A 12,289-nucleotide genomic window follows, 5' to 3' on the forward strand; every position below is an offset into this window, starting at 1 on the left:
CGGTGAGTGGAGGCTCTAGAACAAGTGGGACAAGTTCCGGTCGGCGGCGTGGGGCGGGCTTGTTTCCCTGGCCAGGAGGGTGGCCCAAGCGCTACAGGCCACGGCGTAATGCGATGGCCTAGGCGGGTGCGTGCAGGTAGGCCTGGACGTCGACCTGATCGAGCTGTTCGGGCTTGAGCCGGCGCTCGCCGTACTGCAGGTGAAGGCCGGACGAGAGGAAGAGGGCGAACAGGTCGGCGTCGATGTGGCCGCGGTCGCGCAGGCTGGCGAGGATGTCGATGGATTCGCTGAGGGTCTTGGCCTTCTTGTAGGGGCGGTCCGAGGCGGTGAGGGCCTCGAAGATGTCGGCGATGGCCATGATGCGCGCCGGGATCGACAGGCTGTCCTTGTCGAGCTGGCGGGGATAGCCGGTGCCCAGCAGCGTTTCGTGGTGGGTGCCGGCGTATTCCGGCACGCGCCGCAGGTTCTTCGGGAAGGGCATGCTCTCGAGCATCACGATGGTCTGGTTGATGTGGTCGTTGACCTTGTAACGCTCTTCGGCGGTCAGGGTGCCGCGGCTGATGCTGAGGTTGTAGATCTCCCCGTAGTTGAAGCGATATTCGGGCACCGTGACCTTGAAACCGTATTTCGGGTCCAGCGCTCGGTCCTCGCCGCGAGGTATCAGGTGCTCGGGCTTGTCGGACAGCAGATGTTCGACGGCTGGCAGCGGTGCGGCGGGGATCGCTTCGAGGCGGGTGCTCTCCTCGTGGGACAGCCCCAGGCGGTCGTCGAAATGCCGCACCCAGGTCTGGGAGGCGATGCGTTGCAGGCGTTCGATACGCTCCGGAGCCATCAGCTCGCCGCCGATGTTGCAGCTGGCGACGAAGGCGAAGTCGTCCTGAAGGCTGGCCAGCCGCTCTTGGTAGGCGGCTTCGATTTCCTCGGCAGGCACGCCGTTGGCCAGCGCCTGGAGACGGGCAATCGTCGCGTCGCGCAGCAGCACCTCGAACCGCATCCGTACTTCATGGATGCGGTTGTAGACGATCTCGAGCTTGGTCGCCTTGTCGACGATGTGCTCGGGCGTGGTGATCTTGCCGCAGTCGTGCAACCAGGCGCCGATGCGGAATTCGCGCCATTCGTCTTCGCTCTGGAACGCGAACGAGGCCAGCGGCCCTTCGGTGACGGCGCAGGCTTGCTCGGCGAGCATCAGCGCAAGTTCCGGCACCCGAGCGCAATGGCCACCGGTGTAGGCGCTCTTGGCGTCGATGGCGCCGGCGAGCATTTCAATCATCGCGTCGATCAGCGCCTTCTGCGAGTCGATGAGGTTGTGGTTGTCCAGCGCCACCGCCGCCTGGGAGGCGAGCGCCTCGAGGAAGTTGAGGCTCTGCCGGGAAAAGCCGATCACTGCGCCGGTCTGCGGGTCGAGGGCGTTCATGAACTGCAGCACGCCAAGTACTTCTCCGCTGTGTGCGGTCAGCGGGACGCACAGCATCGACACGGTCTTGTAACCGGACTCGCTATCGAAGCGGCGCGTGCCGGAGAGGTCGAAGCGGGTCTGCGCGTAGACGTCGTCGATGGCGACCGTTTCGTTACGCAAGGCCACGTAAGTCGAGACGTGCCGCTCGTTGGGCTTGCCGGTTGCCGGGTCGTATAGCGGGATTTCGAAGGCCGGCAGCGGATCGGCCTTCGAGCGCAGGGTGAAGCGCAGGCTGTCATGGTCGGTCATCAGGTACAGGGTGGCGGCGTCGGCATGGCAGATGCGCTTGCCCTCCATCAGGATGTGGCGCAGCAGCCGGTGCTTGTCGCGTTCGGAGGACAGCAGCAGTCCGTTCTCCACCAGGCTGGCCAGCTTGCGCTGGGCTTCACCCAGCGTTTCGGTCTGGGCCTTGAGCGAGCGCTTCATCTCTCGATGTTGATGGTGCAGGTCTTCGAGTTCGCGAAACAGCGCCCGCGGCCTGTTCTTGGCACTGAAGTCCAGGTGACGGATACGTTGGGCGTCCTCGGTCAGTGCCGCGATCGAACGGCGTATGCTCTCGAAGCCGGCGATCGCCAGCGGCAGGGTCAACAGCATCAGCACCAGGCTGCCCAGCAGCACGGTGCGGGTTTCGAGGACCCCGAAGCCGATCAGTACGATCAGCAGGGTTGGCTGCAGGATGTAGAACAGGCAAAGCGCGAGGGACCAGGCATCGAATCTGAGCAAGGGGTGTTTTGGTGTCATACTGCGTCCTGCATCAGCATTCCTGGACTGAACTGCGCACGAGCAGAGCTTAGAGGCCGTGAGGCTTGTCGGCTCATGTCGCGAAGTGGTTTGATGGCCAATCGCCTTTATGGACGGAGGTTACTATGTTTCGGTTCAAAAATATTTTGCTCGGCGCGCTTGTAGCCGCTCTGGCGACCGCCGGTAGTGCGAACGCTGACGAGCCAGGCGAACCCATCGGCTACGTGATGAAGGTCGAAGGGGAGGCTACCGTGGTTACGCGTGGCCAGGCGCTGCCGGCCAGTGTAGGGCAAGCCGTCATGCTCGGGGCAGAATTGCGTACCGGAGCGGATGGGGCATTGGGCGTCACGCTGACTGACAACACGGTGATGTCCTTCGGTCCCAATTCGCTGCTGACGGTCGATGAGTACCTGTTCACGCCCGCTCAGGAGCAGCTGCGCCTCAGTGCTCGCATCAGCCGTGGCACGATGAACTTCATCTCCGGGGTCATCGCCAAGCTCAAGCCCGAAGCGGTGGAAATCAAGACGCCCACCGGTACCATCGGCGTACGCGGTACCCATTTCCTGGTGAAAGTAGATAGCTGATCGATGAGAGTTCTGTTGTACTCGCTCGTGCTGTTGATGTTCGCGCTCGGTGGCTGCGCGTCGAAGTCCTACGTGGTGCTGCTGGAAAGCCCGGATGGCTCCACTGGCGCCATCGTGGTCAGCGATTCGATGGGCACCACGCGCGTCGAGCGCAAGCAGCAGGCGGTGACGCTTGGTGGTCTGTGGCGGGGTCAGTTCAGCGTGCCCCAGACGCGCCTGGATCGAGATTTCTCCGCTGCCCTGGCGGCGCAGCCGGCGCTGCCGGAAACTTTCCTGATCTATTTTCAGACCGGTGGCGCGAGCCTTACTCCCGCTTCGGAGGCCGAAATTCCGCGTGTGCTGGACACGATCCGCACGCGTGGGCCTTCAGCCGTCTCGGTGACCGGCCATACCGACACGGTCAGCGGCGCGCGCTGGAACGAGCAGCTCGGGCTGATCCGTGCCCAGGCCATCGCCGACTTGCTCAAGGCGCGCGGTCTGCAGGTGATCGAGCTGAAGGTGCAGTCCCACGGCGAGCGCAACCTGCTGGTGAAGACCCCGGACGATACGCCGGAGCCGCGCAACCGCCGCGTCGAAATCATCGTCCGCTAGGCTCGCTCACTTTTCCTCCATGGCGATGCGAATGCCCTGCTCACCGCGGCGTAACCGTTCCAGTTGGAAGGCGACCAATCCGTCTTCCGGTCGCGCCAGGGCCAGTTGCTCGAAGGCCGACCGCGCCTGCGGCTGACGTTCGGCCAGCAGCGCATAAGCCCGTTCGTATGGCTCATCCTTCGACTCCAGCGGCTCGTACAGCCTGACGGGTTCGGTCTTGCCCAGCAGGACCACGTCGCCGATAGGGCGCATGGGTTGCTGCGCATTGGCCTGGTGAATCGGCTGGGAAACGCACAGTGCCGTGCCGAGGTGGCGGTTCAAGGCTTCCAGGCGCGCCGCGACGTTCACCGCGTCGCCCAGCGCCCGGTAGTCGAAGAGCGTCGAGCCGCCGAAGTTGCCCACCACCACCTCACCGCTGTGCACCCCGATGCGGGTTACGCCAAGCGCAATGCCCGCAGCCTGCTGGTGCCGAGCGTGTTCGGCGGTGAAGCGACGAATTTCCAGGGCGCAGGCCAGTGCCCGGCATGAATGATCCGGCTGGACGACGGGTGCGGAAAACAGAATCGCCACCGCGTCGCCGACGATGCGATCGAGGGTGCCTTCATGGCGGAAGGCGATCTGGATGATGCCGTCCAGGTATTCGTTGAGCAGGCTGACCACGCGTTCAGGCGGCTGGCTTTCCATCAATCGGGTGAACCCGGTGAGGTCGGTGAACACGAAACTGCAGGTCTGCCGCCGACCGCCAAGCTGCAACTGCGCCGGATGGCGAACCAGGTGCTCGACGAGGTTGGGCGACACATAGTGCGAGAAGGCGTCGCGAATCCAGCGTTGCTGATGCTCACTGTGGCGGTGGGCCGCGAGGCTCGCGCCGAAGTAGCAGAGCAGCAGGCCCACCGAGGGCGTCAGCGCATCGAGCAACAACCCCTGTGCGGAAAACGCCCACCAGGCGCCGAGGTTGAGTGCGGCGATCAGGCCGGCGGCGAGCAACGCGCCGGTCAGCGCGCCGGTACGCATCACCACCACGCACAGCAGGACGCCGCCCAGCAGCAGGCCGAGCGCTTCGATTGCGGAACTCCAGATCGGTCGCTGCAGGACCGACCCGTGCAGCACCTGTTCCAGCGCCTGGGCATGGACCTGAACGCCCGGAATGATTCCGCCCAACGGACTGAAACGAAGGTCTTGCAGGCCCTGGGCGGAACTGCCGATGAGCACCAGGCTGCCCTTCAGCAGGCTGGGGTCGAACTGGCCATCCAGAACCTGCCAGGCCGGCAGCGCCTGATCGACGGGCATGGGGCGATAGTGCACCCAGAGTTCGCCACGGTGGTTGGTCGCGATCGACTGCGAGCCGATGTCAATGCGTTCGATGCCGAGCGGCTGCTGGGCGACGCGATAGACCTGTTGGCCGAGAAATACCCGCAGCGCCTCGGCCGACAGCGACGGCAGCACGTCGTCGCCTGCGCGGATCAGCAGCGGGACCCGGCGCACCACGCCGTCGGCGTCGGGTACGAAGGTCATCGCGCCGTTGCCGGCGGCCGCCTGCTGAAGCTCGGGCAGTGCGCCGACGCTGCCGCCGAAGCCGGACAATCGTGCGGAAAGGGCTTCTGGATCATCGCTGCGCACGGCGAAGCGTTTGCGAGGTGAATCGCCGCTGGCCGCTGCGGTGGCGGCGAACCCGAGCACGGTCGGTTGCTGCGTCAAGGCGGTGGCAAGCTGGTGATCGTGATCGTCCAGCTGCGCCAGTTGCCGGGATAGCGTTTCGGGGATGCCGGGCTGCGTGGCGATGCGGGAGGGCGAGGTGCGGTCCGGCTCGGCGAACAGCACGTCGAAGACCACCACCGCGGCGCCGGCCTCGCGCAGCCGGTCGAGCAGCTCGGCCATGCGCGTACGCGGCCATGGCCACTGGCCGAGCCGTGCAAGGCTGGCGTCGTCGATGTCGACGATTTGAATCGAGGGAGAGCCCGTCGGAGCGCTACGGGGCTGCCAGCGTTGATACTGGTCGAACAGGCCGTTGCGCAGCGTTTGCACCATGGCCGGTTCATAGAGGTAGAACAGACAAGCCGCGAGAAGCCCGCCGAAGGCAACCAGCCTACCGAGCGATATGGAACGTAAAAACGCCACGGTCGTTGCGCTCCCTGCACCCCGGACCGTGCCGGTGGATGGCTGCGAAAGGGCCGGCGTGCCGGCCCGGGTTGGTCGTTAGCCCAGCACCATGATGCCGTCCATTTCCACCTGAGCGCCCTTGGGCAGCGCGGCCACGCCAATGGCTGCCCGTGCGGGGTAGGGCTGCTCGAAATAGCGGCTCATGATTTCGTTCACGGTGGCGAAATGGGCGAGGTCGGTGAGGAAGATGTTCAGCTTGGCGATGTCCTTGAGCGACCCGCCAGCGGCTTCGGCGACGGCCTTGAGGTTCTCGAAGACCTGCACGACCTGCGCATCGAAGCCCTCGACCAGCTGCATGCTGGCTGGGTCCAGGGGGATCTGGCCCGAAAGGTAGACCGTATCGCCGGTCTTGATCGCTTGGGAATAGGTGCCGATGGCGGCGGGGGCTTTGTCGGTGTTGATGACGGTACGGGTCATGGGAAGTCCTCGATCGAGCGCTTGAAGCAGGAAGCCTGAAGCTGGAAATAAAAGCGGGATGCTAGACAAGCCGAGCAGATGTGACCACCTTTTCCAGCTTCCAGCTTCCAGCTTCCAGCTTCCAGCTCGCTTTAAGCTTTCACCCGCGTGATACGCATGACACCACCGATGGTACGCAGCTTGCGGATGACTCGCGCCAGATGCACCCGGTCGTGGACGCTGACCACCAGCTGCACCACGCTTATCCGGCCGTCGCGCTCGTCCATGCCGATCTTCTCGATGTTGCCGTCGGCGGCGTTGACGCTGCTGGCCAGCAGGGCGATGAGGCCGCGCTGGTGCTCGAGCTCGACGCGCAGTTCGACGTTGAACTCACCGGTGACATCCTTGGACCACGAGAGCTGGATGCACTTGTCCGGGTTGTGGCGGATTTCGGCGATGTTGCGGCAGGTTTCCAGGTGCACCACCATGCCCTTGCCCGCCGACAGGTGACCGACGATCGGGTCGCCTGGAATGGGCGTGCAGCACTTGGCGTAGTTGAGCACCAACCCTTCGGTGCCGCGGATCGCCAGAGGCCCTTCGACGCTTGGCGCCTGTTCCCCCTCGTTGGCAACCAGCCGGCGCGCGATGACATAGGCCATGCGATTGCCCAGGCCGATGTCTTCGAGCAGGTCTTCGAGTACCTCCATGCGGTATTCGCTCACCACCTGGCGAATCCGCTCCATCGGGATCTTCTCGAGGCTGGTGTCGAAGCCGTTGAGGACCTTGTTCAGCAGTCGCTCACCCAGGTTGATCGACTCCGACCGGCGCTGCAGCTTGAGCGCGTGGCGAATGTGGGTGCGCGCCTTGCCGGTGACCACGAAATTGAGCCATGCCGGGTTCGGCCGGGCGCCAGGCGCAGTGACGATCTCGACCGTCGAGCCGCTCTCCAGCGCCTGCGACAGCGGCGCGAGGCGTCGGTTGATGCGGCAGGCGATGCAGGTGTTGCCGACGTCGGTGTGCACGGCGTAGGCGAAGTCCACCGCCGTCGAGCCCTTGGGCAGCTCCATGATGCTGCCCTTGGGGGTGAAGACGTAGACCTCGTCGGGGAACAGGTCGATCTTCACGCTCTCGATGAATTCAAGCGAATTGCCGGCGCGCTGCTGTAGTTCGAGCACGCCCCGGACCCACTCTCGGGCGCGGGCGTGGGTGCCCTTGGGCGCTTCGTCGTCGCTGGACTTGTATAGCCAGTGGGCGGCGATGCCGTTGTTGGCCATCTCTTCCATCTCGCGGGTGCGGATCTGGATTTCGATGGGCACACCGTGCATGCCGAACAGGGTGGTGTGCAGCGACTGGTAGCCGTTGGCCTTGGGGATCGCGATGTAATCCTTGAAGCGCCCAGGCAGCGGCTTGTAGAGGCTGTGCACGGCGCCGAGGATGCGATAGCAGGTGTCGACCTTGTCGACCACGATGCGAAAGGCGTAGACGTCCATGATCTCGTTGAACGCCTTACGCTTGCCGCGCATCTTCTGGTAGATGCTGAACAGGTGCTTCTCGCGCCCGATCACCTCGCCCTCGAGGCCTTCGCGTTCCAGGCAGTGGATCAGCGATTGCTCGATCTTGTTGACGATTTCCTTGCGGTTGCCACGCGCACGACGCACCGCGGCGCGGATGCGCTCGGAGCGCATCGGGTGCATCGCCTTGAAGCCCAGGTCTTCGAATTCGACGCGCATGGCGTGCATGCCCAGGCGATTGGCGATGGGCGCGTAGATTTCCAGGGTTTCCTTGGCGATGCGCCGGCGCTTCTCGCCCGAGAGGACTTCGAGGGTGCGCATGTTGTGCAGGCGGTCGGCGAGCTTTACCAGGATCACCCGGATATCCCGGGCCATGGCCATGGCCATCTTCTGGAAGTTCTCGGCCTGCGCCTCGGCCTTGGTCTCGAAGTTCATCTGGGTCAGCTTGCTGACCCCGTCGACCAGTTCGGCCACGGTCTCGCCGAACTGCGCCGTGAGCGCTTCCTTGGCGATGCCGGTATCTTCGATGACGTCGTGCAGCATGGCGGCCATCAGGCTCTGATGGTCCATGTGCATGTCGGCGAGAATGCCGGCTACCGCCAGCGGGTGCGTGACGTAGGCTTCGCCGCTGCGGCGACGCTGCCCGTCATGGGCCTGCTCGGCGTAGAAGTACGCGCGGCGGACCAGGTTGACCTGTTCGTCGTCCAGGTAGGTCGACAGGCGATCGGCAAGTGAATCTATGCCCGACAAGGATGCGCTCCTTGCCGGCGAGATACAGCGCGCGCGGCTCGACTTCGACCTGGCATGGAATCAGATGGCCTCGTTGGAATCGTCCTCGAACGGCGCGAACAGCGGCTCGTCAGTGACGATTTCGTCCTGGGCGATGACGTCGTAGTCGACCAGGCCGGAGGCGATTTCGCGCAAGGCGACCACGGTCGGCTTGTCGTTTTCCCAGGCTACCTTGGGTTCTTTGCCGCCGGTGGCCAGCTGGCGCGAGCGCTTGGTGGCGAGCATGACGAGCTCGAAGCGGTTATCAACGTTGTCCAGGCAGTCTTCAACGGTAACGCGAGCCATGGGTGTTCCTCGTGATCTTTGAACGGTGGAGCGTGCCCGAATGGGCGAGCGGACGGAGTAGTTTAAAAAATAACCAGGTTTTAGGGAAGCGGTAAAAATCGTTCGCCGCAGGCCGCAGCTTCAGGCCAGCAGCCGGCTCAGCAGGCTTCCGTAGCGCTGCTGCTGGGTGGCCTGCCTGAGCTGGTTGGCGCGGAAAATCGCCTGCAGATCGGCCAGCGCGTGGGCGAAGTCGTCGTTGATCACCAGATAGTCGTATTCGACGTAATGGCTCATCTCACTGACCGCCTCGCGCATGCGCCGTTCTATGATCTCGTCGCTGTCCTGGCCGCGGTTGGTCAGGCGCTGGCGCAGCGCGTCCTGGGTGGGCGGAAGGATGAAGATCGAGCGGGCCTGGGGCATCAAACGGCGAACCTGCTGGGCGCCTTGCCAATCGATCTCCAGGATCAGGTCGTAGCCTTCCTCCAGCGTCTGTTCCAGCCAGCGCTGGGAGGTGCCGTAGAGGTTGCCGAACACCTCGGCGTGCTCGAGGAATTCGTTGTGCTCCAGGCGCTCCAGGAAGTCTTCACGGGTCACGAAGTGATAATTGACCCCGTCGACTTCGCCAGGACGCATCGCCCGAGTGGTATGCGAGACCGACACACGGACCTGCTGCTGGGTGTCGACCAGCGCTTTGACGAGGCTGGTCTTGCCCGCGCCGGAGGGGGCTGAAACGATATAGAGCGTGCCGGTGGCGGACATGATGGTTTCCTGAGGTATCCGGTGTGGGGTCATGCGCGGCGTGGTGCCGTCATTCGATGTTCTGAACCTGCTCGCGCATCTGCTCGATCAGAACCTTGAGGTTGACCGCGGCCTGGGTGCTGCGCGGATCGAAGGCCTTGGAGCCCAGCGTATTGGCTTCGCGGTTGAGCTCCTGCATCAGAAAGTCGAGCCGGCGGCCGGCTGCGCCTTCGCTTTTGAGCACACGACGCACCTCGATCACATGGGTGTTCAAGCGATCGAGTTCCTCGGCGACGTCGCTTTTCTGCGCCAGCAGCACCATCTCCTGCTCGAGGCGCTGCGGGTCCAGTTCGGCCTGCATCTCGGCGAAGCGATCGAGCACCTTCTGGCGCTGGGCGGCGAGCATCTGCGGGACCTGTTCGCGCAGGGTGGCCACCTCGGCGAGGATCGCCTCGAGGCGCTCGTCGATCAACCGGGCCAGTTCGGCGCCCTCGCGCTGGCGCCCCTTCTTCAGCTCTTCGAGCGCGGCGTGGAACAGTTGCAGCGCACCCTGGTTGAGTGCCTGCGGATCGCTCGCATCGCCGGCCATCACGCCTGGCCAGGCCAGTACTTCCAGGGGATTGAGCGGCGCAGGCTGCGAGATCAGGCGCGCCAGCTGCTCGGCGGCGGCGATGACCTGCCTGGCCCTTTCCTCGTCGATCTGCAGCGAGCGGCTGCCCGATTCTTCGACGAAACGCAGCGTGCATTCGACCTTGCCGCGCGACAGCCCCTTGCGCAGCGCCTCGCGTACGGGGCCTTCGAGTTCGCGAAAGGCGTCAGGCAGGCGCAGGTGGGGTTCGAGGTAGCGATGATTGACCGAGCGGATTTCCCAGCTGAGGGTGCCCTGGGTGCCGGCCTGTTCGGTACGGGCGAAGGCCGTCATGCTGTGGGTCATGGGGGATACCTCTCGGTGCGGGCTGCGAAAAGGCGGTGGATTGTAAAGCAAAAGCCTCTCGCGGGTGCAGCGGCTCGGGGGCGGCGGTCGGCTGGTGCATGCCGATCCCCGCAAGGCCGGTCGAGGCTTCTATAATGGCCGCCGATCATCCTATTGCTAAGCGAGAACTCCCATGAAACGTCCCAGTGGCCGCGCCGCCGATCAGCTGCGCTCGATTCGCATCACCCGCAACTACACGAAGCATGCTGAGGGATCGGTGCTGGTCGAGTTCGGCGATACCAAGGTGATCTGTACCGCCAGTATCGAATCCGGAGTGCCGCGCTTTCTCAAGGGGCAGGGGCAGGGCTGGCTCACGGCCGAATACGGCATGCTTCCCCGGGCCACCGGCGAGCGTAACCAGCGCGAGGCCAGCCGTGGCAAGCAGGGTGGTCGGACGCTGGAAATCCAGCGGTTGATCGGCCGTTCGCTGCGCGCCTCGCTGGACATGACCAAGCTGGGTGAAAACACCCTCTACATCGACTGCGACGTGATCCAGGCCGATGGTGGTACCCGCACCGCTTCGATCACCGGAGCGATGGTCGCGCTGGCCGACGCGCTCAAGCTGTTGAAGAAGCGTGGCGGGCTGAAGGGTGGCGATCCGCTCAAGCAGATGGTCGCAGCGGTGTCGGTCGGCATCTACCAGGGCGAGCCGGTGCTAGATCTGGACTACCTCGAGGATTCGGCAGCCGAAACCGATCTGAACGTGGTGATGACCGAAGGCGGTGGTTTCATCGAAGTGCAGGGCACTGCTGAAGGCGCGCCGTTCCAGCCCGAGGAGCTCAATGCCATGCTGGCGCTGGCCCAGGCGGGTACTCGCGAGCTGTTTACGCTGCAGCGCGCCGCGCTGAGTGATTGAGGAGGTTGCGATGAGCGATCAGGAACTGGTGCCCTTGCCCAGCCGTGAGGCGCGGCAGTGGGCGATGTTCTGCCACTACTCGGCGTTCTTCTGGTTCCTGGTGCCGATGATCGGCAACGTGCTGGGGCCGTTGATCATCTGGCAGTTGAAGAAGGACAGCGATGCGTTCATCGATCAGCAGGGCAAGGAGGCGCTGAACTTTCAGATCACCTTCAGTGTGCTGATGATGATCTGCGGCTTGCTGGCCTGGGTCCTGATCGGTTTTCCGCTGATGGCGCTGATCAGCATCGTGACGCTGGTACTGGTGGTGATCGCCGGGATCCGCGCCAACGAGGGTAAGCCCTACCGCTACCCGTTCTGCTGGCGGCTGATCAAATAGGTCGTGTTCATCGGGCCAGCTTTCGGTTGGCCCGATGGAACCCGCAGCCTTAGAGGCTCAGCGTCCAGTCGTAGTCGACGATCAGCGGGGCGTGCTGAGAGAAGCGCGGCTGACGTGGCAAGCGAGCGCTTCTTACGAAACGGCGCAGGCCCGAGGTGAGGATCTGGTAGTCGAAGCGCCAGCCAAGGTTGAGCATCTCGGCCTGTTCGGTATCCGGCCACCAGCTGTACAGGTCGCCTTCACGGGTGACTTCGCGCAGGGCATCGACATAACCGAGATTGCCGAACACTTCGTCCAGCCACGCCCGCTCCGGTGGCAGGAAGCCCGGGGTCTGCTGGCAGTCACGCCAGTTCTTCAGGTCCAGCTTCTGGTGGGCGACATACAGCGAGCCGCAGTACAGGTACTCGCGACGCTTGCGGCGCTGCTTGTCCAGGTAGTGGGTGAAGTCGTCCATGAACTTGAATTTCTGGTTCAGGTTTTCATCGCCGTTCTGGCCCGAAGGCATCAGCAGGCTGGCAATGCTCACCTTGTCGAAATCGGCCTGCAGATAGCGCCCGTAACGGTCGGCCATTTCGAAGCCGAGTCCGCTGATCACCGCTTTCGGTTGTAGCCGGGAATAGAGCGCTACACCGCCCTGTTCGGGAATCTCCGCATCGCTGGCGTAGAGAAAATAGCCGTCGAGCTGGTAGGCAGGGTCCTCGAGTTCCAGGACAGAGGCGCGGGTATCCTGCAGGCAAATGACGTCGGCATTCTGAGCCTGCAGCCAGCTGAGAAGTCCTCGCTGTGCTGCCGCTTGAATGCCATTCACGTTGACACTGATGATCCGCATAAATGGCCCCTAAAAACACGTC

12 protein-coding genes are annotated in these 12,289 nt (G+C 63.9%); 4 read left to right on the plus strand and 8 right to left on the minus strand.

Annotated elements, in window-relative coordinates; genetic code table 11:
* Window positions 1–118: 118 nt before the first annotated feature.
* Complete coding sequence (locus G7026_RS06990; RefSeq protein WP_181070034.1) at window positions 119–2,197, minus strand: GAF and HD-GYP domain-containing protein; 2,079 nt, start codon at window positions 2,195–2,197, stop codon at window positions 119–121.
* Between the two features lie 125 nt (window positions 2,198–2,322).
* On the opposite strand from G7026_RS06990, the gene G7026_RS06995 reads away from it, so the two are divergent.
* Window positions 2,323–2,781 carry a FecR family protein gene (locus tag G7026_RS06995; protein WP_181070035.1) on the plus strand — a complete coding sequence of 153 codons (459 nt, stop codon included), beginning with the start codon at window positions 2,323–2,325 and terminating at the stop codon, window positions 2,779–2,781.
* Window positions 2,782–2,784: 3 nt separating this feature from the next.
* The gene (locus G7026_RS07000) at window positions 2,785–3,372 is read left to right on the plus strand and encodes an OmpA family protein (RefSeq protein WP_181070036.1); all 588 of its coding nucleotides are present in this window, start codon (window positions 2,785–2,787) and stop codon (window positions 3,370–3,372) included.
* A gap of 6 nt (window positions 3,373–3,378) precedes the next feature.
* On the opposite strand, the gene G7026_RS07005 is transcribed toward G7026_RS07000, so the two are convergent.
* The 6 genes from G7026_RS07005 to G7026_RS07030 form a co-directional block, all read right to left on the minus strand.
* A complete protein-coding gene (locus G7026_RS07005) occupies window positions 3,379–5,490 on the minus strand; it encodes a CHASE2 domain-containing protein (protein WP_308811766.1) in 2,112 nt (703 codons plus the stop codon).
* Between the two features lie 78 nt (window positions 5,491–5,568).
* Entirely contained in the window at window positions 5,569–5,949 is a 381-nt protein-coding gene (locus G7026_RS07010) for a RidA family protein (protein WP_181070038.1), read from the minus strand.
* A 131-nt stretch (window positions 5,950–6,080) separates the two neighbouring features.
* Window positions 6,081–8,189, minus strand: coding sequence for a bifunctional GTP diphosphokinase/guanosine-3',5'-bis pyrophosphate 3'-pyrophosphohydrolase (spoT, locus tag G7026_RS07015; RefSeq protein WP_181070039.1), 2,109 nt, complete (start codon window positions 8,187–8,189; stop codon window positions 6,081–6,083).
* Window positions 8,190–8,249: 60 nt separating this feature from the next.
* On the minus strand, window positions 8,250–8,513 hold the full coding sequence (rpoZ, locus tag G7026_RS07020) for a DNA-directed RNA polymerase subunit omega (RefSeq protein WP_178079975.1): 264 nt from the start codon (window positions 8,511–8,513) through the stop codon (window positions 8,250–8,252).
* Window positions 8,514–8,633: 120 nt separating this feature from the next.
* A complete protein-coding gene (gene gmk / locus G7026_RS07025; protein ID WP_181070040.1) occupies window positions 8,634–9,251 on the minus strand; it encodes a guanylate kinase in 618 nt (205 codons plus the stop codon).
* Between the two features lie 49 nt (window positions 9,252–9,300).
* Window positions 9,301–10,164, minus strand: a complete 864-nt coding sequence (locus G7026_RS07030) for a YicC/YloC family endoribonuclease (protein WP_181070041.1) — start codon at window positions 10,162–10,164, stop codon at window positions 9,301–9,303.
* 172 nt (window positions 10,165–10,336) lie between these two features.
* Between G7026_RS07030 and rph the strand changes: the two genes are divergently transcribed.
* Window positions 10,337–11,059, plus strand: a complete 723-nt coding sequence (gene rph / locus G7026_RS07035) for a ribonuclease PH (protein WP_181070042.1) — start codon at window positions 10,337–10,339, stop codon at window positions 11,057–11,059.
* 10 nt (window positions 11,060–11,069) lie between these two features.
* Window positions 11,070–11,438, plus strand: a complete 369-nt coding sequence (locus tag G7026_RS07040) for a DUF4870 domain-containing protein (protein ID WP_181070043.1) — start codon at window positions 11,070–11,072, stop codon at window positions 11,436–11,438.
* 49 nt (window positions 11,439–11,487) lie between these two features.
* Here the strand turns inward: G7026_RS07040 and G7026_RS07045 are convergent, their stop codons facing one another.
* Window positions 11,488–12,267 carry an exodeoxyribonuclease III gene (locus tag G7026_RS07045; RefSeq protein ID WP_181070044.1) on the minus strand — a complete coding sequence of 260 codons (780 nt, stop codon included), beginning with the start codon at window positions 12,265–12,267 and terminating at the stop codon, window positions 11,488–11,490.
* Between the last annotated feature and the right edge of the window lie 22 nt (window positions 12,268–12,289).

The sequence above is a fragment of the Stutzerimonas azotifigens genome (genome assembly GCF_013522725.1).
Classification (GTDB): domain Bacteria; phylum Pseudomonadota; class Gammaproteobacteria; order Pseudomonadales; family Pseudomonadaceae; genus Stutzerimonas; species Stutzerimonas azotifigens_A.